The organism is Lysobacter niastensis (assembly GCF_031457115.1).
Classification (GTDB): domain Bacteria; phylum Pseudomonadota; class Gammaproteobacteria; order Xanthomonadales; family Xanthomonadaceae; genus Lysobacter_J; species Lysobacter_J niastensis_A.
In genome coordinates, this window is sequence record NZ_JAVDVY010000001.1 from 1,343,964 (window position 1) to 1,364,287 (window position 20,324).

Sequence of the window (20,324 nt, forward strand, 5' to 3'; positions counted from 1 at the left end):
GGTTTAGGTGATGGCGGCTGTCCACGACAGGGCCGGGGACGATGGTTCCGGGGTTGGGCCTCCCCACTGCTTCCGTGGCCGAACCTTCATAGCCGGACGGCTAATCAGGCACCCCGGCACGGAGGGTGGCAGTGGGTGTGTATTCGCCTGCACGGGAGCCTTAGGGCCTCGTGCTTTCGCCCGGCGTGGGCGGCGCGGCAGACTCGTTAATGCACGGGTCCCGCCGCAGAGCCCCGGAATTGTAGCCGCAACAGGCTGTTAGGGACAACATTCCCGGTTCGTGGACCCTGAACGGCCCGCGGATAGGCGATAATGGCCCATGGCCATCACCATCAAGACCCCCGAAGAGATCGAGAAGATGCGCGTCGCCGGCCGCCTGGCCGCCGAGGTGCTCCAGGTCGTCGCCCCGCACGTGAAGGCGGGCGTGACCACCGAGGAACTGGACCGCATCTGCCACGATCATATCGTCAACGTCCAGCAGGCGATCCCCGCCAATGTCGGCTACAAGGGATTCCCCAAGACCGTTTGCACCTCGGTCAACAACGTCATCTGCCACGGCATCCCGAGCGAGGCCAAGGTCCTCAAGGATGGCGACATCATCAATATCGACGTCACCGTCATCAAGGACGGCTGGCACGGCGATACCAGCCGCATGTACGTGGTCGGCACGCCATCGGTGATGGCCAAGCGCCTGGTCGACGTCACCCGCGAGGCGATGTTCCGCGGCATCCGCATCGTCAAGCCGGGCGCGACGCTGGGCGATATCGGCGCGGCGATCCAGCAGTACGCCGAGGCCGAGCGTTTCAGCGTAGTGCGCGAGTACTGCGGCCACGGCATCGGCCAGATCTACCACGAAGACCCGCAGGTGCTGCACTACGGCCGCGCCGGCGAGGGCCTGGTGCTGAAGCCCGGCATGACCTTCACCATCGAGCCGATGATCAACGAGGGCGCACGCCATACCAAGCTGCTCCCGGATGGCTGGACCGTGGTCACCAAGGACCGCAAGCTCTCGGCACAGTGGGAGCACACCGTGGTGGTGACCGATAACGGTGTCGAGATACTGACCCGCCTGCCAGGCGACGATAACGATCTATGAGGGCCTGTTGACATATGCAAAGCAGGTCGCGTTGGGTCTCAAGGGCTGCCAGGTGGTGTTGCGCGACGCAGCGCCTTGCTGATTGCAAGGTCAAGTCGTGCGGCACCGCATGGCAGCCCTTGAGGCCCGACCCGGAGGGCCGGGCCGGAGGGCGCGTGATGCCGCGTCATCGCTCGGTCGTGTATCGACATACACTCCCTCGCTCTGTCCTTGCCTCACGCGCCCTCCGGTCCGGCGCGGCCTGCTTTGCATATGTCGACAGGCCCTAACCCCGATGCCGCCGAGACCGGGATGGCGGCGCGTGACCCGTCGCGCCCGGCGCCGGACGGCTCGGACCGGGCGCTGGCGATCCGCAACGCGCTGGCCGAGGTGGACGCTTCGCTGGCGCTGCGGTTCGATGCCGAAGCCAATGCCGATATCGATCGCCTGCTGCGCGCGCGCAGCGCGGCGATGGATGCGCAGGTACGCCTGGCGTGGGCCGACTGCATCGACGCCGATGCGCCGCTGGCGCTGTTCGCGGTAGGCGGCTACGGCCGCGGCGAACTGTTTCCGCAATCGGACATCGACCTGCTGGTGCTGGCCGACGCCGATGCCCAGCAGCGCCACGCTGATGCATTGTCCTGTTTCATCACGCTGCTGTGGGACGCGGGCCTGCCAGTAGGGCATGCGGTGCGTTCGATCGCGCAATGCACCGAGGCGGCCGCCGACATCACCGTGTTGACCGCGATGCTGGAAGCGCGGCCGCTGATGGCCGACATCGAGCATATCCATGCGCTACAGGCCGCGATCGCGCCAAGCGTGGTGTGGCCGGCACGCGAATTCTTCGCCGCCAAGCGCGAGGAGCTGCGCCTTCGCCATGCGCGTTACGGCGACACCGCCGATAACCTGGAGCCAAACCTGAAGGAGGGCCCCGGCGGCCTGCGCGACGTGCAGACGCTGCGTTGGATGGCGCTTCGCATCGTCGGCACCGGCGATCTCGAATCGCTGGTGGCGATCGGCCAGTTCGGCGCCGATGAGCTGGCCACGCTCGAACGCGAGCGCCGCGCGCTGTCGCGTCTGCGTTTCGGCCTGCACCTGGTGGCGGGCAAGCGCGAGGAGCGGTTGCGTTTCGATTACCAGAAGTCGCTGGCCGATCGCCTGGGTCACAGCGACAACGCCGACAACCTCGCCGTCGAGCAGATGATGCAGGGTTTCTACCGAAGCGCGGCACTGGTGCTGCGCATCGGCGAGCGCCTGCTGCAGCGGTTCGAGGAGCAGATCGACGGCGAACCCGTGCCGGTGCCGCTGCCCGACGCGGATGGCGCGTTCGAGCTGCGGCGCGATTACCTGGCTGCGCGCAGCCCCCGGTGGCCGCGCGATGCGTCCGACATTTTCTCGTTGTTCGCGGTGTGGGCCGCGCACGACGAGATCCGCGGCTTGCATTCGCAGACGGCACGCGCGCTGGCCGAGTCGCTGTCGCGCGTGCCGGCGTTCCAGCAGGCAGAGCCGGCGTTGCGCGATCGCTTCCTGTCGCTGCTGCGCGGGCCCCATCCGGTGCACGCGCTGGAGCGCATGGCGCGCCTGGGCGTGCTGGGGCGCTGGATTCCGGCGTTCGCGCGCGTGTCCGGCCGCATGCAGTTCGACCTGTTCCATGTGTACACCGTCGATCAGCACACGCTGGCGGTGCTGGGGAACCTCGCGCGATTCGCCTCCGGCATCGTCGACGAACGCTTCAGCATCGCCCACGAAGTCTGGCCGCGCCTGCGCAAGCCGGAGCTGTTGCTGCTGGCCGGCCTGTTTCACGACATCGCCAAGGGGCGCGGCGGCGACCATTCCGAGTTGGGCGGCGAGGATGCGCGCATCTTCTGCAGCACCATCGGGCTGTCGCAGGCGGATACCTCGCTGGTGGAATGGCTGGTGCGCCAGCACCTGCTGATGTCGATGACGGCGCAGAAGCAGGACATCGTCGATCCCGACGTGATCCATCGTTTCGCAGGCAAGGTGGCCGATCGCGAGCATCTGGATCATCTGTACCTGCTGACCTGTGCTGACATCTCCGGCACCTCGCCCAAGCTGTGGAACGCCTGGAAGGACCGGTTGCTGGCCGACCTCTACACCGCGACGCGACTGGCGCTGCGCCGCGGCCTGGAAAATCCGGTGGCCGCCGACGAGCGTTCCGCCGAGACGCGAGAGGCCGCGCGCGCGATGCTCGCCTCGTTCGGTGTCGCCGATGGCGAGATCGCGGCCTTGTATGCGCGCATGCCCGAGGTCGGCTTCCAGCGCGGACGCCCCGACCAGATCGCCTGGCAGGCGGGATCGCTGCGTGGCGTCGCCATCGGCGAAACGCGTGTGCGCGCGCGCTCGGTCGGGCGCCATGCCGGTGCGCTGGAGGTGTTCGTGCATACCCCCGATCGCGACGGCCTGTTCGCAGCGATCGTCGCCACACTCGACCGGCTCGGCCTGGCGATCCAGCAGGCGCGCGTGCTCGACGGACCGCACGGCGCGATCTTCGACAGCTTCGAGGTGATCCCGATCGATCCACGCAATCCTCCCACCGTGGAGGACGTCGAAGGCCGACTCACGGCGGTGCTGGCCGGTCCGCTCGACCAGGTGCGGCCGGTGCGCCGGGCGCAGCCGCGGCATCTGCGGCATTTCCGCATCGCGCCGCAGGTCGGCTGCAACACGATCGGCGAAGGCACCCATCGCGTCCGCACCATGCTGAGCCTGGTCTGCAACGACCGCCCGGGCCTGCTGGCCGATGTCACGCGGGCCATCCGCGACCAGTCGCTGCGGGTGCACGACGCCCGCATCGCCACCTTCGGCGAGCGCGCCGAGGACGTGTTCCAGATCACCGCCACCGATTCCGACGGGCGCGACAGCGCGCTCGACGCCACGCAACAACAGGCCCTGCGCGACGCGCTGCTGGCCTGCCTCGAAGGAGACCATTGATGACGCAGAAGAAGTCCGCCGCCAAGACCGCACGCAAGAAGGCGGCGCCCAAGAGCGCTCCGCAGGGACCGGGCATCGACGAGCTGAAGTTCATGATCGACAGCGCGTTCGAGCGCCGCGCGATGCTGACGCTGGACGAGATCGAAGGCTCGACGCGTCCGACCGTGGAGCGGGTGATCGACGGGCTGGAGAAGGGCGACTTCCGCGTGGCCGAGCCGGACGGCCAGGGCGGCTGGACCGTCAACGAGTGGCTGAAGAAGGCAGTGCTGCTGTACTTCCGCGTTAACGACATGCAGGTCGTCGAGGGGTTCCCGGCGCCGTATTGGGACAAGGTGCCTTCGCGCTTCGAGGGTTATGGCGAAGCCGACTTCCGCAAGCTGGGCGCGCGCGTCGTGCCCGGCGCGGTCGCCCGTCGCGGCGCCCACATCGGCAAGGACGTGGTGCTGATGCCGAGCTTCGTCAACATCGGCGCGCACGTGGGCGAGGGCACGATGGTCGACACCTGGGCCACGGTGGGCTCGTGCGCGCAGGTCGGCAAGCACTGCCACCTGTCCGGTGGCGCGGGCATCGGCGGCGTGCTGGAACCGCTGCAGGCCTCGCCGACGATCGTCGAGGACCATTGCTTCATCGGCGCGCGCTCGGAAGTTGTGGAGGGTTTCGTGGTCGGCCATCACAGCGTGATCGGCATGGGCGTGTTCCTCGGGCAGAGCACACGCATCTACAACCGCATGACCGGCGAGGTCAGCTACGGCTCCGTGCCTCCGTACAGCGTCGTGGTGTCCGGACAGTTGCCGGCCGCGGACGGCTCGCATTCGCTGTACTGCGCGGTCATCGTCAAGCAGGTGGATGCCAAGACGCGTTCGAAGACCAGCATCAACGACCTGCTGCGCGGGTTGGCGGAGTAACGCGTCCCGCGCCGCGCACTTCCCCGGCAAGAACTGCTGTACGTCGGCCTGGATTCCCGCCTTCGCGGGAATGACGGCTTCCACAACAGAACGCGCATCTGCGAACAAATGACGACGACGCTTTACGGCCTCTCCAACTGCGATACCTGCAAGAAAGCCCGCAAGTGGCTCGACCGCTTCGGCGTCGCCCACGCCTTCGTCGACTACCGCGACCAGCGCCAGTCGCCGGAAACGCTGGTGGGCTGGAAGGACCAGCTCGGCGGCTGGGACGCGATGATCAACAAATCCTCGACGACCTGGCGCACGCTCCCGCCGAATCGCAAGGAACCGGCTTCGGATCCCGAGTGGAAGCTGTTGCTGAAGGAATACCCGCAACTGATCCGTCGGCCGGTCGTGGTCACCGATGACGGCCAGGTCAGCCAGGGCTTCAGCGACAACGGATTCAAGAAACGTTTCGGAGTCGGCGCATGAGCGACGCGATGATCGCGACAAGTGATGTGCTCGAACTGACCCGCAAGCTGATCGCGCGCAGGTCGGTGACGCCGGACGATGCCGGTTGCCAGGAGTTGATCGCGCTGCGCCTGGCGCGCACAGGATTTGCCTGCGAGCGCATGCGCTTCGGCGACGTCGACAACCTGTGGGCTGCGCATGGCGATGGCGGCTCGACGCTGGTGCTGTTGGGCCATACCGATGTCGTGCCGCCCGGGCCACGCGAGTCCTGGAGCAGCGATCCATTCGAGCCGGAGATCCGCGACGGGCTGCTGTACGGCCGTGGCGCGGCGGACATGAAAGGCAGCGTCGCGGCGTTTGTCATCGCGCTGGAGCGATTCGTCGCTGCTCATCCGGATCATCCGGGTCGCGTGGCCCTGCTGCTGACCTCGGACGAGGAGGGCGATGCCATCGATGGCGTGCGCAAGGTGGCCGACGCTTTTCGTCTGCGCGGCGAGCGCATCGACTGGTGCATCACCGGCGAACCCTCGTCGATGGCGCGATTGGGCGACCTGTTGCGCGTCGGTCGCCGCGGCACGCTGTCGGCGACATTGACCGTGCGCGGCATCCAGGGTCATGTCGCCTATCCGGAGAAGGCGCGCAATCCGATCCACCAGGCGATGCCGGCGCTGGCGGAACTGTCCGCGCGGCGCTGGGACGAGGGCTACGAAACATTCCCGCCCACCAGCCTGCAGGTCAGCAACATCCACGCCGGCACCGGTGCCAACAACGTCATCCCCGGCGAGCTGCAGGTGCTGTTCAATCTGCGCTACAACCCGACCTGGAACGCGGCGCAGCTTGAGCAGCAGTGCGAGGACGTATTGCGCCGCCACGGGCTGGATTACGCGGTCCACTGGCATCGCGGCGGCGAGCCTTTCTACACGCCGGAAGGACCGTTGCGTGCGGCCGCGCGTGAGGTGCTGGGCGCTTTTGCGGGCGCGCCTCCGGAAGAAAGCACCGGCGGCGGCACTTCCGATGCACGCTTCATCGCGCCGCTCGGCGCGCAGTGCATCGAGATCGGGCCGGTCAATGCCAGCATCCACAAGGTGGATGAGCACGTTTCGATTGCCGACCTGCAATCGCTGCCGGATCTTTATCAGGCGCTTATCGAGCGATTGATGCTGCGGTAACTGATACAGCCTTCTCGGCAAGCCGCCCCACGACCGGAATGGCTTTGGGGATTTTCCGACTCGCCATCCATGGCTCGGTCGAAAAACGCGCACATCCTTGTGCGGCGCCCTTCGGGTCCAGCTCGTGATCATCCCCTCACCGAGCCGGCAACAGCTTCAACGTGTGCTGCGCTGCGCCCGGCAGGAACGGCGTCGGCCGACCCCGCACCCAATCCTCGTGTCCCGCGCCCCAGTACGGAGACAGCGGATGGCCGCTCTGGCCGCCTGGCATGTGGGCAATGCCGTCGGCTTCGTGTCCGGGCGACACCACCATGCGCTCGGAGGCGCCGAACTTCGGGCCCTGCACGCGGGGCATGCCGCTGTCTCCGGGCAACGGATCGGCCGGCATGCACAGCGCGGGCTTGGCGAAGCCGGGCAACGCCATCGCCAGCGGGTGGCAGATCTTGGCGGTGTTGCGCTCGCCCCAATTGCGGTCCGGCAACGGTCCCTGCTTCTTCAGGTCGTCGCGCACTTCTCGTGCGGCGTCCTCGAACAGCGCATCCCAACTGGCGAACCGGCGCGGCAGCAGATGCATCGGGCGTTGCGTCACCAACGGCCAGGCGACGCCTTCGAACTGGCCGACGCCGGGCATCTCGAAGTCCTCGCCCATCTCCACGCGTGCCGGCGCGGTCAAGCCATCCAGCAAGCGGTCGTGCACCGCCAGCCGCCATGCACGCACGATGCGGTAGCTACTCGAATCGGTGCTGGCGCGTCCCTGCCACGTGGCGGCCGCTTCGGCCAGATCGTGCAATGCGGGAGTGGTTTCCTTCGTGCCCTGTTCGCGCAACAGGCGCCACCAGCGCGTCAGGAACACCGCGCGATCGTCGAGCTGGATCGCCATCAGGTCGTGTTCGGTCAGCGTCTTCTTCGCGAACAGGTCGTCGCGGATCTGCCGTGCGCGGGCTCCGTTCGCATAGCCGCCATCGCCGAGCCGAGCCAGCAGGTCGCCGTCGACGACGCGCGCATTGGCGGTCCACAGGCGCTGCAATGAGCCGGCGGGCAGGGCGATGCCGGTAGCGGTCGTGATCGGCCACGAAGCGCACGAACCGGCCGCCATGACGGTGGCGGCGTCGCAGGAAGCCGAGCGCAGTGGCGCCGGTCCGAGCAGGCGCCAGGTGATGCGGCCGCTGCGGTCGCCGATCACCAGGTTCTGGCCCGGGATCGCCGTACTGTCAGCCATCTTCAGTGCGTCGTCGAGCGAATGCGCATGCAGGAAATCGCTCAATCCCAGCGTCAGCGAACCCGGCAGGTGCGCCACCCAGCGCAGGGCCAGGCCGCTGCCGTCTTCGTTGCGATGCAGGATCGGGCCCCATTGCGTCTCTTCCACCGGCAGGATCGTGTCGTCCTGACCCGCAACGCGGATGTGTTCCTCGAAACGACGACGACCCGCGCACGGCGCCGCGCAGGCCGGTTCCTGCTGCCAGTCGAGCCAGTCGCCATAGCTGTTGGTGAAACCCCAGGCGACCTGGCCGTTGCTGCCCACCACCAGCGATGGCAGGCCAGGCAGGGTGAAGCCGGTGGCATCGACGCGGCCGTTCACGGCGCGGGCATCGGGATAACGCAGTCGCGCACGGAACCAGATGTTGGGCGCACGCAGGCCCAGGTGCATGTCGTCGGCGATGATCGCGCGACCGTCGCCGGTCAACTCGCCCGATACGGCGAAGTTGTTGCTGCCCACGTCCGACGGTTGAGGGATCTCCGGTCGTTTGCTGTCTTCAGGCATAGGCAGCTTGCGCAGGTCCACCGCCAACGCATCCGGCAGCGTCGCATCGCCACGCGGTGTGCCGATCAGCGGGGCATCCCAACTGGTGCCGTCGCGGGCCAGCAGCGCATATAACGTTGGCGGCAGGTGAGGACGGAGCTTCCATAACGCCAGTTCGCGGGTGTTGTCGGCATCCTGCAGGTCGAAATACATCGCGTAACCGGTCAGCGCAGAGTCTTCCAGGCGCCACGGCGCGGGCTGCTTGCGCAACAGCAGATAGGGCCATGGACGGGTCCTGAGGCTGCGCAGTCCGGCATTGACGCCATCGACGTAGGCCTGCGCTATCGGGCGCTTGTCGCCGAGAATGCTGTCGAGGTTGAGCGTCACGCGGGCGCGCATGCGATGCACGCGGTGCTCCTTGTCGGTGTCGATGGCGATCGGCCCGAACAGTTCAGCCAGCTCGCCCGCCGCGGTGCGGCGAAGCAGGTCCATCTCGAAATAGCGTTCCTGCGCATGCACGTAGCCGAGCGCGCGCATTGCGTCGTTCTCGTTGGCGGCATCGATTGTGATGACCCCGAGGGCGTCGCGGTTGATGGTGACCGGCGCCGACAGGCCGGGAAGCGCCAATTCCCCCTGCAGCGGCGGCAGGCTGCCGCGCAGCAACCACCACACCGTCACGAACAAGGCCAGCAATACCAGCAACAGAGCCAACAGGCTACGTTTGATCCATTTCGACATGATGGTCCTCCCCGACCCGCGAGCTTAGCCGATGTCGTAAAGGGCATCGTGGCCACGGCGGGGGCTGGCGGGCCACTTGCAACCGGCGCCGTCCTCAAGCAGGATCGGACCATGCCTTTCGTTCCCGCCTTCGCCAATGCGACCCGTGCCGCCCTTCGCGGCCGCATGTCCGTGGCCGGCCCGCTAGTGATCGGCGCGACCAACAACAATCGCAATAACGCCAGCCTCCCGCGGGCCGGCGATTAGCGCGCGCAATACTGCCTAATCGTTCCAGGAAGCCCGCACTGCGAAGTGCGGGCTTTTTCGTTTCTGGCGTCCCCCAATCCCCTCCCACGTCGTTATCACCTTCAAGGAGTCCTCCCATGTGCTCGATCCTCGGCATCTTCGGCCTGCAACCCGGCGACGACGTGCAGGCCTTGCGCCGGCGCGCCCTGGAACTGTCCCAACGCCAGCGTCATCGCGGCCCCGACTGGAGCGGCGTGCATCTGGACGAGGGGGCCATCCTCGTCCACGAGCGGCTGGCCATCGTCGACCCGGCCGGCGGCTCGCAGCCGCTGCGTTCGGCCGACGGCGAGCTGGCGCTGGCGGTCAACGGTGAGATCTACAACCACCGCGAGCTGAAGAAGCAGCTGGCCCGGCCCTATGAGTTCCAGACCGCTTCGGACTGCGAGGTGATCAACGCGCTGTACCGGGAACGGGACGACATCGCTGGCTGGCTGAATGCTCTCAACGGCATCTTCGCCTTCGCGCTGTGGGACCGCGCGCGCCAGCGCTTCGTGATCGCGCGCGATCCGATGGGCGTGTGCCCGATCTACTGGGGCCACGATCGCGACGGACGCCTGTGCGTCGCATCGGAGATGAAGGCGCTGTCCGATACCTGCGCCGACGTCGCGCAGTTTCCGCCGGGCCACTACTACGACAGCGTCACCGGAGAGCTGGTGCGCTATTACGTCAAGCCCTGGCGCGACTACGACACCACGCAGGGCGTGGAGGTCGGTAAGCAGGAACTGCGCGAAGCCTTCGAGCGCGCCGTCCATCGCCAGCTGATGAGCGACGTGCCCTACGGCGTGCTGTTATCGGGCGGCCTGGATTCGTCGCTGGTCGCCGCCGTGGCCGCGCGTTACGCCCGTCGCCGCATCGAGGAGGACGACCAGTCCGAAGCCTGGTGGCCGCGCCTGCATTCCTTCGCGATCGGCTTGCAGGGATCGCCGGACCTGGCGGCCGCCGAGGTCGCGGCCGAGGCGCTGGGCACGGTCCACCACGGATTCACCTACACGTTCGAGGAAGGACTCGACGTGCTGCCGGAGGTGATCCGCCATATCGAGACCTACGACGTCACCACCATCCGCGCTTCCACGCCGATGTTCCTGCTGGCGCGCCGGATCAAGGCGATGGGCGTGAAGATGGTGCTGTCGGGCGAGGGCAGCGACGAAGTGTTCGGCGGCTACCTGTACTTCCACAAGGCGCCCAACGCACGCGAGTTCCACGACGAAACCGTGCGCAAGCTCGACGCGCTCTACAACTACGACTGCCTGCGCGCCAACAAATCGATGATGGCCTGGGGCGTGGAGCCGCGCGTACCGTTTCTTGACGTCGAATTCCTGGACGTGGCCATGCGCATGGACGCCCGGAGCAAGATGGCCGGCCGGCAACCGAACGGAACGCATCGCATCGAGAAGGCGATCCTGCGCGAGGCGTTCGAAGGCTATCTGCCCGATTCGATCCTGTGGCGGCAGAAGGAGCAGTTCAGCGACGGCGTCGGCTACGGCTGGATCGACGGCCTCAAGGCCCATGCGCAGGCGCAGATCAGCGACCGCGTGTTCGCCGCGGCTGCCAGCCGCTTCCCGGTCAACCCGCCGCAGACCAAGGAGGCCTACCTGTACCGCCACATCTTCGAGCAGTTTTTCCCCAGCGCGGCCTGCGCGGAGACGGTGCCGGGCGGAAAGTCGATCGCGTGCTCGTCGCCGGCGGCGATCGCATGGGATGCGGCGTTCGCGAACGCAGCCGATCCGTCGGGGCGCGCAGTGGCGGGGGTGCATCAGGCGGCGTTGGGGTGAGGAACGGGCGGCTCGCCAGCAAGTGCGGCCGCAAGTACCTTTACCGAACCAACGACTGCAAGGGATGTGCTTATGGATCGTCGCCGGTTCCTGGCTGCGAGTGGATTGATGGCGGCAACGCCCGTGTGGTCGCACGCGGGCGGATCGGTGGCCAGGGAAGACGCGAAGGCGGGACTCTTTAACGAGGTCAACTTCGTCCATGACGGGCTCGGGCTGACGCCGCGCGAGTACGCCGCGGTGCTGGGCGAGGCGACAGCGACGCGCGATCTGTCTGAAGACAATTACTCCAATGGAGGGGTCGTCGCAGAGCTGGAGGAAAAGTTCGCCCGGACGCTCGGCAAACAGGCCGCCATCTTCATGCCGACGGGCACGCTGGCCAATCATCTGGCCTTGAGGAAACTTGCCGGCAACGATCGCCGTGTACTGGTCCAGGCGGAAAGCCACTTCTACAACGACAGTGGCGACTGCGCCGAGGTGCTGAGCGGCCTGAACCTGATTCCGTTGGCCGAAGGACGCAGCACGATCGAGTTGACGGACGTGGAGCGCTGGACCGTGCGTTCGGGCGGAGGGCGGGTGGCGATGAACGTCGGGGCGATCTCCATCGAGACTCCGGTTCGGCGCAGGGACCATGAGATGGTGGAATTCGGCGAACTGGAACGTATCAGTCGCTACGCGCGCGAACGGGGTATCCGATTGCACCTGGACGGTGCGCGCCTGTTCAACCTGCCGTACCACTCGGGCAGGAGCGTGAAGGACTACGCCGCCCTGTTCGATACGGTATTCGTCTCGCTGTGGAAGCACTTCAACGCGACGACCGGTGCCATCCTCGCCGGAAGCGCGTCGTTCATCGAGGGGTTGTTCCACACGCGCCGCATGTTCGGCGGTTCGTTGCCGCAGGCATGGCCGGTGGCGGCGGTTGCGCTGCAATACGCAGACCGTTACGAGAACGACTATGCGCAGTCATGGCGAGCAGCCGATCGCCTGATCGCCCTGCTCAAGCCGGAGCGGCGGTTCGAAGTGCGCATGGTGCCGAACGGAACCAGTCGTTTTTTCCTGAAGGTCGCGGGCGTGGATCCTGGCGCCATGGTCGAGCGCGCCGCTCGGCGCGGCGTGCTGCTTCCATCCGCCGGTCGCGAAGCCGGCGTGTTCGCCATGCAGGTGAACCCGACGATCCTGCGCTCGACACCCGAGGCACTTGCACGGGTCTTCATCGACGCCGCCAAGGGTTAGGCGGTTGGCGTCCCGCCCATGCGCTGTAGCCGATACACCACCGTCTCCAGCGCGGTGACGCCTTCGGCAATGAAGATCGGCTGCTGGTCCAGGATGTCGCGCCGCTCCAGCGTGGCGACTTCCCAGTCGTGACCGAAAAGCTTGCGTACTTCATCCTCGCGCACGCAGAACGGCGGGCCGTCCTTCTCGTGTTCAGGGTACTCCAGCGTGATCAGCAGGCCCCGGCACCGCGATGGCAAGCGGGCATAGAGATCGCGCACGTAGCGCCGACGCAGTTCAGGCGGTAATGCGATCAGGGCTGCGCGGTCGAACACCGCGTCGCACCCCGACAAGGCGGCCTCATCCAAAGCGAACGCGTCGCCGCAGATCAGCTCGATGGGGCCACTGCGGTAATGCCGGCCATAGCGGGACTCCTCGACCTGCGGCGTCAGCCCCTGCTCGGTGAAAAACTGCTCGACCGCCACACGCGACAACTCTACGCCCAGTACCTGCAGGCCCTGCGCGGCGAACCAGTCCATGTCGAGCGTCTTCCCAGCCAACGGCACGAACACGCAACTGCCGGGCGCAATGCCCAGCGAAGGCCAGTGCTTGAGCAGCAGCGGCGTTGGCTTGCCCTGATGGAAGCCGATCTGCTGGTCGTGCCAGCGCTGATGCCAGAACGCGGGTTCCATGACGTTAGTCGACCGCCAGGCCTTCCACCTTCTGCCGCGCCCCCGCAGCCTTTGGCAGCGAGGATGGCGAACGCGCCGCAGCACCCGGGGAGAAGGAGTTACTGGACATCGAGGCCTTCCACCTTTTGCCGCGCCCCCGCAGCCTTTGGCAGCGAGGATGGCGAACGCGCCGCAGCGCGCGGGGAGAAGGAGTTACTGGACATCGAGGCCTTCCACCTTTTGCCGCGCCCCCGCAGCCTTTGGCAGCGAGGATGGCGAACGCGCCGCAGCGCGCGGGGAGAAGGAGTTACTGGACATCGAGGCCTTCCACCTTTTGCCAACCCCGCGGCAGCAGACCACCGCGGCTCGCGCGGGCACCGAGGTAGGTGTCCAGGTCCTTCCACGACAACGACATCGTGCGCGATCCGGATTTCACCGTCAGTGTCGCGCCCGGCGCGACCACGGCGACGGCGACCACGCGTTCGGTGCCGAGCTTGGCCTTGGGGATGTCGATCAGCTTGTTGCCCTTGCCCTTGTCGAGTTCGGGCAGCTCGCCGACCGGGAATGCCAGCAGGTGGCCGACGTTGGTCACCACGGCGATGCGGTCCTGCTCAACCTCGCCGACAGGCGCCGGCGGCAGCACCTTGGCGCCCGGCGTCAGCGACAACATCGCCTTGCCGGCCTTGTTGCGGCCGGTGAGGTTCTCGAAGCGGGTCACGAAGCCATAGCCGTGGCTGGACGCCAGCACGAAGCGGGTGTCGTTGTCGCCGCTGGCCAGCGCCTGGAACGAAGCGCCCGGTGCCGGCGAGAAGCGGCCGGTCAGCGGCTCGCCATTGCCGCGCGCGGACGGCAGCGAATGCACGACGGTCGAATACGCGCGGCCGGTCGAGTCGAGGAAGGCGACCTGCTGCGTGCTGCGGCTCTTCACCGCGCCCAGTAGTTCATCGCCCTCGCGATAGCTCAATGCGCTGGCATCGACGTCGGCGCCCTTGGCGGCGCGCACCCAGCCCTTTTCGCTGAGCACGACCGTCATCGGTTCGCTGGCGACCAGTTCGGTTTCCGACAGCGCCTGCGCCGCGCCGCGTGCGACCAGCGGCGACATGCGGGCGTCGCCGAACTTCTTCGCATCGGCGAGCAACTCGTCCTTGATGAGCTTCTTCAGCTTGGCCTTGCTGTCCAGCGTGGCGATGATGCGGTCGCGCTCGGTTTCCAGGTCGGCCTGTTCGCCGCGGATCTTCATTTCCTCCAGGCGTGCCAACTGGCGCAGGCGCGTCTCCAGGATGTAGTCGGTCTGCTCCTCGCTGAGGTCGAAGCGCTTCATCAGCACCGCGCGCGGTTCGTCCTCGGTGCGGATGATGCGGATGACTTCGTCGAGGTTGAGGAAGGCGATCAGCAAACCGTCCAACAGGTGCAGGCGGCGCTCGACCTTTTCCAGCCGGTGCTTGAGGCGGCGCACGACCGTGTCGGTGCGGAAGCTCAGCCACTCGCTCAACAGCGCCTTCAGGCCCTTCACCTGCGGGCGGCCGTCCAGGCCGATCACGTTGAAGTTGACCCGGAAGCTCTTCTCCATGTCGGTCGTGGCGAACAGATGGCCCATCAGCTGGTCGATGTCGACGCGGTTGCTGCGCGGCACCAGCACGATGCGGGTGGGGTTGGCGTGGTCGGACTCGTCGCGGATGTCCTCCAGCCACGGCAGCTTCTTGGCGCGCATCTGCGTGGCGATCTGTTCGATCACCTTGCCCGGCGATGCCTGGTGGGGCAGCGCGGTGATGACGATGTTGCCGCCGTCTTTCTCGTAAGTAGCGCGGGCGCGCACGCTGCCCAGGCCGGTTTCGTACATCGCGATCAGGTCCGCGCGCGGCGTGATGATCTCGGCGGTGGTCGGGTAATCCGGGCCGAGCACGTGCTCGCACAGGTCGCGCGTGGTGGCGTCGGGGTCATCGAGCAGGCGAAGACAGGCACTGACGACCTCGGTGAGGTTGTGCGGCGGCACGTCGGTGGCCATGCCGACCGCGATGCCGGTGGTGCCGTTGAGCAGCAGGTGCGGCAGGCGCGCCGGCATCCAGGTCGGCTCTTCGAGGGTGCCGTCGAAATTCGGCGTCCAGTCGACCGTGCCCTGGCCCAGCTCGCCCAGCAGGACCTCGGCGATCGGGGTCAGCTTGGATTCGGTGTAGCGCATCGCCGCGAACGACTTGGGGTCGTCGGTCGAGCCGAAATTGCCCTGGCCCTCGACCAGCGGATAACGGTACGAGAACGGCTGCGCCATCAGCACCATCGCCTCGTAACAGGCGCTGTCGCCGTGCGGGTGGTATTTGCCGATGACGTCGCCGACGGTGCGCGCGGACTTCTTCGGCTTGGAGGCCGCGTTGAGGCCGAGCTCGCTCATCGAATAGATGATGCGGCGCTGTACCGGCTTGAGCCCGTCGCCGAGGAAGGGCAGGGCACGGTCGAGCACCACGTACATCGAATAATCGAGGTAGGCGCGCTCGGCGTACTCGCGCAGGGGGATCTGTTCGAAGCCGTGGAAGACCGGGCGGACGGTATCGTTCATGGAGCGCAACGTACTCGGAAGAATTTCTGTGGCGATTCTAAATGGACGGCGGGCTCAGCGATGCAGTTCGCCGGCGGCCTCGGGCTGATAGCGGATCGACAGCACCTTCAGCAGCAAGGTGCCGCCGGGCGCCGGCCATTTGATTTCGTCGCCGATGCGCATGCCCAGCAGCGCGCTGCCGACCGGGGCGAGGATCGACACCTTGTCGAGACTGCCGTCGGCTTCACGCGGGTAGACCAGGGTCAGCTCGCGTTCCTCGCCGGTTCCGTGCTGGCCGTCGACGATGAGGAAGCGTGCGGTCGAGTTCATCGTGATCACGTCCGCCGGCATCTGCGCCGGCTCGACCACATCGGCTCGGTTCAGTTCGGCCTGCAGGGCCGCGGTGTCGAGGCCGTGGTGGGCCGGCTGTTCGAGCAGGGCTTCGATGCGTTCGACGTCCAGGCGGGACAGCAGCAGCGGTGGGAGGTTGGCAACGGTCATGGGTTCTCCAAAGCAGTGCGGGCGGCGCACCCGGTGCGCCGCCCGCATAGTCGTGATGTTTCCGCGACCATAGCCCCGTTGCGCGAGTGCTTCAACCCGTCTGTTTCCAGGGGTTCATCGTGCGGAAAATAGGACGGATCCAGACAGCGGGCGCGGGCCTTCGGGACGACCGCCGACCTTCTTCGATTTCATTTGTCACAAGGCGTTGACAACGTCCCCGACGCACTGCAACATACGCGGCCTCGCAACGGCTCACGCCGATGCGGAAGGCCCAGGTGGCGGAATTGGTAGACGCACTAGTTTCAGGTACTAGCGGGTAAAACCGTGGAGGTTCGAGTCCTCTCCTGGGCACCAACACAGAGTTTCGGGGCATCTCATAACGTCCCGAGAATCAACAGAAACCCGCCAGTTTGGCGGGTTTTTTGTTTCTGGTGATCTCAGGTCGTCCCGTTGCAGCGCGGCCCGGCTGGGGGCATATTTGGGGGCATCTGGGCGTGGGGGCACATTGGGCCCACTTTTGACGGCCATCGGGGTGCCATGGCGACCGCAACCAACAAGCTCACCGCGCTGTCCATCAAGTCGGCCCGCGCCGGCAAGCATGCCGATGGCCTCGGTTTGTACCTCGAAGTGACCGGGAGCGGTGGCCGATATTGGCGAATGAAGTACCGATTCGCCGGCAAGGAAAAGCGCTTGGCGTTCGGGGTCTATCCCGAGGTCGGCCTCGCTGAGGCGCGCGAGCGGCGGGACGAGGCACGCCGCGTCCTGCGCAACGGCCAAGACCCCTCGGCTGCGCGCGCGGCGACCAAGGCGGCGGCCAAACGGGATGCCATGGCAGGGTTCGAACTCGCGGCTACCGCGTGGCTTGAGCACAAACGACCGGGCTGGGCGCCGGAGACCTACCGCAAGGCCAAGTACGTCACGGAGATGTACCTCATTCCAAAGCTGCGCCGGCGTTCGGTTGCCACCTTGACCACTAAAGATGCCGTGGCGGCTTTGGTCGAGATCGGCAAGGGGGCCCCAGCACTCGCGGCAAAGGCCCGCCAGTACTTGCAAGGCATCACGCGCTACGCCGAGCAACACGGGCTCCGGGAGGACGGGCGTGTTCTATCGCTTCGGGGGGCAGTGCCCACCCATGAAAAGGGCCACATCCCGGCAGCCACCAACGTCAAGACAATCACGACGCTGGTGAAAGCCATCGAAAACTACCCGACGCCCGTGACCCGCGCGGCGTTGAAGCTGGCGATGCTGACGGCAATGCGCCCTGGCATTGTCGCCGCCGCGCGTTGGGACGAGATCGACCTGGACGTGGGGGAATGGCATGTCGCTGGCCACCGCATGAAGACCAAGCATGACCACCTCGTTCCTCTGCCGACGCAAGCCATCTCGGCCTTGCGTGAGATGCAGGCCTACAAAGACGGGCGGATGTACGTCTTCCCACCTCTGGCCCGCCAAGCCACCCCGCACCTGCACCGCGACGCGCTTAGCGCAGCGCTACGTCGCCTCGGATTCCAGGGGCAGCACGCTACACACGGCTTTCGCGGAATGCTGCGAACCGTCGCTAGGGAGCGGCTAAACGTGGATATCGATGTCCTGGAGGCTCAGCTTGCTCACGCTAAGCGCGGTGATGTGCAAAAGGCCTACGACCGCACGACCTTTGGTGACGCGCGCCGCGAGGCGATGCAGGCCTGGGCGGATTACCTCGACAACCTCAGGCAAGTAGCGTAACGCCGGCAATATCAAAGGATTCGTCGTGCTTAGAAAGATTAGCTACCTAGAGCAGATAGAACGAGCGATCTCAGAAGCTGAGGGGACGATCAAGGAGCATTGGGAGAAGGGCCCGGAGCTCCTGGAAGGAGCAGCTATCGAGATCGGTGTGGACCTCGACATGTTCGAAATGGATTCCTTGGCGTTGCCAGACCCGGATGCTGAGGCGTTTGTGTTTCGAGGATACTTTGAGCGGTTTGAGGCCTTCTTGGCGACCGCGGGGTTTCCAGGCTGGAATCCCATAGGGAGCGATCTGGATTACCTGACCAAGCAAGAGCTTTCATTGGCATACGGCTTGGTACTTGTTGAGGCTGCGCAGTGGTCGGTGGCCGCCATCAAGCAAGGAGAAGCTGAGCGATGGGGCGCACTGGTGTTGACAATGACGGCCCTTGGGAAGTTGTTGGTAGTCGGAGTAGGGGGCGGAACTAACACAGAGCCGCCGAGGAAAAACCTGGCTCAGTTAGGTGGTTTGGCGAGGGGAAGAAAGTACGGCCCCATCAAAGCTTTCGCCATTCGAAAGTATCAAGAGCGTACTTGGAAGTCTCCGCTCCAAGCGGCTAGGAAGATATGGCGCGAGGTCTTCGATGAAGCAATGAGCCGGGAGGTTCCCATGTCTGAGCTTCGAGCTGAGCAAACAGTCTATGAGTGGCTGCTGGCATATACGGGTGCGGGTACTCGTACCCGTTAACCGGTTCGCGGCTAGTTCTGGCCATGTTCCCTCCGGGATCGTGTGCTCGCTGCAGCTCGCAGCCGCCTAGGCCATCCCGGCGAGGCGTCTTCTCCCGCGAGGCACTCGTATGTCCAGCAAACGCATTATCCGGCCCCACGAAGCTTGGGCCATGGCAGGCTTTTCTCGCTCGACCGCCTACAGGCTCGAAGCAGAGGGGCGGTTTCCAAGTCAAGATCGGGCTGCACGCCACCGGCTACCTGTTGAACGAAGTCGAAGCCTGGATTGATGCCAGGGGGGCTGAGCGAGAGTCGACGGAGGGCGCCAAGTGAGCGCCGCTGGGGATGGATCCGTCGCCTACGCCATGATCCAAAGGCCGGTGCACTGGTCGGAACACCAACATGCTCTCGTATTGGAGGCATGCCGCCGACCAAGTCTTGAGCGAGCGATGAGGGCCTATGCATCGTTGAACGAAGTCCAGAGGCACCTCCAGGCTTGGGCCGATCTGGGGGCTTTTGAGGACGAGGGGTATGGCCGGTGATCGCGGAAAGGTGATTCCCGAGCGGAAGCGCCGAAAAATAAAGGGTCGCAAATCCGCGCCCTTCATTGGGATCCCGCGGGACGTGCTGGATTCGGCCGAGTTCGGCGCCTTGAGCCCTCAAGCCACCAAACTGCTGCTCGAGCTCGCTCGCCAGTACCGCGGGAAGAACAACGGCGACTTCTCGGCGTCCTGGGGCCAGCTCTTGGAGCGGGGATGGCATAGTCCGGGGACGCTCCAGCGCGCCAAGAAGGAGATCGTCGCCAGCGGATTCGCTGTTGTGACCCGTCAGGGAGGCCGCAACCGATGCTCGCTCTATGGGGTGACCTGGTGGGCGATCGATGATTGCAATGGCAAGCACGACGAACGGCCAACCCATGCCGCTCTGCAGCTTTGGAAGAAAACGAAACCTCTAGTCCCTATGCGTACGAATGTGGACCCCAGAAGTACCAGTTGGACATCGGACGGGGCCAGTCCCGACCTGACTGGTCCCGTCGCGTATCAGTCGGCCGCCTAGCGCGCGGTCCACTAGTCCAAGGAAGTACACCTTCTTAGATCTACCAGGGGATTCCGGAGGCGGGGAGTGTTCGACGCAAAGACCATCAGCAGGATCATCGGTCGGAGGCAATTGAAGCCGTCAGCTTGCCTAGGGAGGAAACGATGACGCTCTGGCACAGAGCAATCCTAGGAAATTGCCCAAGATGGCCGGCGACGGAAAGAACTGGCCTAGCCCGCCCTTGTGCTCGACACCTCGGGGGGCCTGTTCAACCCCAGAACGATTCGCCGTTCGTGCGGTTTCTTCCGTAGTGCCATCGGTGCACCGCATCGCGGACATGGCTCACTTGCCTGGGTGCTCGTGGGAGTCAACCCAGGCTGCTGGCGTTCGGTTGGCGAGGCAATGGGCGGATCCGCGATCCTGCTGAGGCACTACAACGGACGCGAGCACGGAGACCCTGGGGCCCCTCAGCCGTTCCGTGCGAAGGCCGTGCTTGGCATGGCGAAACGTATGCGCGCGCACGCGCGCGAATGACTTTGGTGAACCGTTATGACACTCATCAGTAGCTGTTGCGGCGCCAGAACACGCGCCGGAACACCTTGTCGGACGAAACCCATTCCAGGGCGCACACGATGTCGCTGGCACGGGGGGCGTTCGACCGGCCCCAAAACGCCTGAGGGAAGGGCCAAGGCCGCCCTGAACCTCCCCCGTATCCGAGCGGCCCGAGTCGCAGCGGAACGCGGTTAGCATTCTCAGTGCATGCGCTTGGAACGGTGATCGCCATGTGGATGGCACACATGCTGGCCTAAGGCTGTGCCGTGCGAAGGCCTTGTGCACGCGCGCGAATGCTTTAGTGAGAACGCG

The 20,324-nt window shown here is 65.9% G+C and carries 17 protein-coding genes and 1 tRNA gene; 14 read left to right on the top strand and 4 right to left on the bottom strand.

The window, feature by feature from the left end; genetic code table 11:
- Positions 1 to 319: 319 nt before the first annotated feature.
- The 5 genes from map (at position 320) to dapE (ending at position 6,548) form a co-directional block, all read left to right on the top strand.
- Positions 320 to 1,096 (top strand): type I methionyl aminopeptidase, encoded by a 777-nt coding sequence (gene map / locus J2X06_RS06105; RefSeq protein ID WP_310059638.1) that lies wholly within the window; start codon positions 320 to 322, stop codon positions 1,094 to 1,096.
- A 252-nt stretch (positions 1,097 to 1,348) separates the two neighbouring features.
- A complete protein-coding gene (gene glnD / locus J2X06_RS06110; RefSeq protein WP_430539506.1) occupies positions 1,349 to 4,024 on the top strand; it encodes a [protein-PII] uridylyltransferase in 2,676 nt (891 codons plus the stop codon).
- Positions 4,024 to 4,929, top strand: coding sequence for a 2,3,4,5-tetrahydropyridine-2,6-dicarboxylate N-succinyltransferase (dapD, locus tag J2X06_RS06115; protein WP_310059641.1), 906 nt, complete (start codon positions 4,024 to 4,026; stop codon positions 4,927 to 4,929). Before glnD ends, dapD begins: the two co-directional genes overlap by 1 nt.
- Before the next feature lie 108 nt (positions 4,930 to 5,037).
- Positions 5,038 to 5,400 (top strand): Spx/MgsR family RNA polymerase-binding regulatory protein, encoded by a 363-nt coding sequence (locus tag J2X06_RS06120; RefSeq protein ID WP_310059645.1) that lies wholly within the window; start codon positions 5,038 to 5,040, stop codon positions 5,398 to 5,400.
- Entirely contained in the window at positions 5,397 to 6,548 is a 1,152-nt protein-coding gene (gene dapE, locus J2X06_RS06125) for a succinyl-diaminopimelate desuccinylase (protein WP_310059648.1), read from the top strand. The genes J2X06_RS06120 and dapE overlap by 4 nt, the downstream gene beginning before the upstream one ends.
- A gap of 136 nt (positions 6,549 to 6,684) precedes the next feature.
- Here dapE and J2X06_RS06130 read toward each other — a convergent pair whose 3' ends face one another.
- Complete coding sequence (locus J2X06_RS06130) at positions 6,685 to 9,027, bottom strand: penicillin acylase family protein (protein WP_310059651.1); 2,343 nt, start codon at positions 9,025 to 9,027, stop codon at positions 6,685 to 6,687.
- Positions 9,028 to 9,138: 111 nt separating this feature from the next.
- On the opposite strand from J2X06_RS06130, the gene J2X06_RS06135 reads away from it, so the two are divergent.
- The 3 genes from J2X06_RS06135 to J2X06_RS06145 all read left to right on the top strand — a co-directional run bounded on the left by J2X06_RS06135 (position 9,139) and on the right by J2X06_RS06145 (position 12,314).
- Positions 9,139 to 9,273: a hypothetical protein gene (locus J2X06_RS06135; RefSeq protein WP_310059653.1), complete on the top strand. Its 135-nt coding sequence runs from the start codon at positions 9,139 to 9,141 to the stop codon at positions 9,271 to 9,273.
- A gap of 116 nt (positions 9,274 to 9,389) precedes the next feature.
- Positions 9,390 to 11,084 carry an asparagine synthase B gene (gene asnB, locus J2X06_RS06140; RefSeq protein WP_310059656.1) on the top strand — a complete coding sequence of 565 codons (1,695 nt, stop codon included), beginning with the start codon at positions 9,390 to 9,392 and terminating at the stop codon, positions 11,082 to 11,084.
- Positions 11,085 to 11,192: 108 nt separating this feature from the next.
- Complete coding sequence (locus tag J2X06_RS06145) at positions 11,193 to 12,314, top strand: threonine aldolase family protein (RefSeq protein WP_310059659.1); 1,122 nt, start codon at positions 11,193 to 11,195, stop codon at positions 12,312 to 12,314.
- Here J2X06_RS06145 and J2X06_RS06150 read toward each other — a convergent pair.
- The 3 genes from J2X06_RS06150 to rnk form a co-directional block, all read right to left on the bottom strand.
- Positions 12,311 to 12,985 (bottom strand): thiopurine S-methyltransferase, encoded by a 675-nt coding sequence (locus J2X06_RS06150; protein ID WP_310059661.1) that lies wholly within the window; start codon positions 12,983 to 12,985, stop codon positions 12,311 to 12,313. The genes J2X06_RS06145 and J2X06_RS06150 overlap by 4 nt on opposite strands.
- Positions 12,986 to 13,271: 286 nt before the next feature.
- Positions 13,272 to 15,515: a DNA topoisomerase IV subunit A gene (gene parC, locus J2X06_RS06155; protein ID WP_310059663.1), complete on the bottom strand. Its 2,244-nt coding sequence runs from the start codon at positions 15,513 to 15,515 to the stop codon at positions 13,272 to 13,274.
- A gap of 54 nt (positions 15,516 to 15,569) precedes the next feature.
- Positions 15,570 to 15,995 (bottom strand): nucleoside diphosphate kinase regulator, encoded by a 426-nt coding sequence (gene rnk, locus J2X06_RS06160; protein WP_310059665.1) that lies wholly within the window; start codon positions 15,993 to 15,995, stop codon positions 15,570 to 15,572.
- A 269-nt stretch (positions 15,996 to 16,264) separates the two neighbouring features.
- On the opposite strand from rnk, the gene J2X06_RS06165 reads away from it, so the two are divergent.
- From J2X06_RS06165 to J2X06_RS18015, 6 genes are all read left to right on the top strand, one after another.
- A tRNA-Leu gene (locus J2X06_RS06165) sits at positions 16,265 to 16,349 on the top strand.
- Positions 16,350 to 16,532: 183 nt separating this feature from the next.
- A complete protein-coding gene (locus tag J2X06_RS06170; protein ID WP_310059668.1) occupies positions 16,533 to 17,720 on the top strand; it encodes a tyrosine-type recombinase/integrase in 1,188 nt (395 codons plus the stop codon).
- 25 nt (positions 17,721 to 17,745) lie between these two features.
- On the top strand, positions 17,746 to 18,447 hold the full coding sequence (locus J2X06_RS06175) for a hypothetical protein (RefSeq protein WP_310059669.1): 702 nt from the start codon (positions 17,746 to 17,748) through the stop codon (positions 18,445 to 18,447).
- A gap of 109 nt (positions 18,448 to 18,556) precedes the next feature.
- The gene (locus tag J2X06_RS18010) at positions 18,557 to 18,715 is read left to right on the top strand and encodes a helix-turn-helix transcriptional regulator (protein ID WP_430539507.1); all 159 of its coding nucleotides are present in this window, start codon (positions 18,557 to 18,559) and stop codon (positions 18,713 to 18,715) included.
- Positions 18,716 to 18,956: 241 nt separating this feature from the next.
- Positions 18,957 to 19,481 (top strand): hypothetical protein, encoded by a 525-nt coding sequence (locus J2X06_RS06180; RefSeq protein WP_310059672.1) that lies wholly within the window; start codon positions 18,957 to 18,959, stop codon positions 19,479 to 19,481.
- A gap of 528 nt (positions 19,482 to 20,009) precedes the next feature.
- Entirely contained in the window at positions 20,010 to 20,207 is a 198-nt protein-coding gene (locus J2X06_RS18015) for an HGGxSTG domain-containing protein (RefSeq protein WP_430539508.1), read from the top strand.
- Positions 20,208 to 20,324 lie beyond the last annotated feature (117 nt).

Coding starts and splice junctions, on each gene's coding strand:
- map (WP_310059638.1), top strand. CDS start 320: ATGGCCATCACCATCAAGACCCCCGAAGAGATCGAGAAGATGCGCGTC.
- glnD (WP_430539506.1), top strand. CDS start 1,349: ATGTCGACAGGCCCTAACCCCGATGCCGCCGAGACCGGGATGGCGGCG.
- dapD (WP_310059641.1), top strand. CDS start 4,024: ATGACGCAGAAGAAGTCCGCCGCCAAGACCGCACGCAAGAAGGCGGCG.
- J2X06_RS06120 (WP_310059645.1), top strand. CDS start 5,038: ATGACGACGACGCTTTACGGCCTCTCCAACTGCGATACCTGCAAGAAA.
- dapE (WP_310059648.1), top strand. CDS start 5,397: ATGAGCGACGCGATGATCGCGACAAGTGATGTGCTCGAACTGACCCGC.
- J2X06_RS06130 (WP_310059651.1), bottom strand. CDS start 9,027: ATGTCGAAATGGATCAAACGTAGCCTGTTGGCTCTGTTGCTGGTATTG.
- J2X06_RS06135 (WP_310059653.1), top strand. CDS start 9,139: ATGCCTTTCGTTCCCGCCTTCGCCAATGCGACCCGTGCCGCCCTTCGC.
- asnB (WP_310059656.1), top strand. CDS start 9,390: ATGTGCTCGATCCTCGGCATCTTCGGCCTGCAACCCGGCGACGACGTG.
- J2X06_RS06145 (WP_310059659.1), top strand. CDS start 11,193: ATGGCGGCAACGCCCGTGTGGTCGCACGCGGGCGGATCGGTGGCCAGG.
- J2X06_RS06150 (WP_310059661.1), bottom strand. CDS start 12,985: ATGGAACCCGCGTTCTGGCATCAGCGCTGGCACGACCAGCAGATCGGC.
- parC (WP_310059663.1), bottom strand. CDS start 15,515: ATGAACGATACCGTCCGCCCGGTCTTCCACGGCTTCGAACAGATCCCC.
- rnk (WP_310059665.1), bottom strand. CDS start 15,995: ATGACCGTTGCCAACCTCCCACCGCTGCTGCTGTCCCGCCTGGACGTC.
- J2X06_RS06170 (WP_310059668.1), top strand. CDS start 16,533: ATGGCGACCGCAACCAACAAGCTCACCGCGCTGTCCATCAAGTCGGCC.
- J2X06_RS18010 (WP_430539507.1), top strand. CDS start 18,557: ATGTCCAGCAAACGCATTATCCGGCCCCACGAAGCTTGGGCCATGGCA.
- J2X06_RS06180 (WP_310059672.1), top strand. CDS start 18,957: ATGGCCGGTGATCGCGGAAAGGTGATTCCCGAGCGGAAGCGCCGAAAA.
- J2X06_RS18015 (WP_430539508.1), top strand. CDS start 20,010: ATGACACTCATCAGTAGCTGTTGCGGCGCCAGAACACGCGCCGGAACA.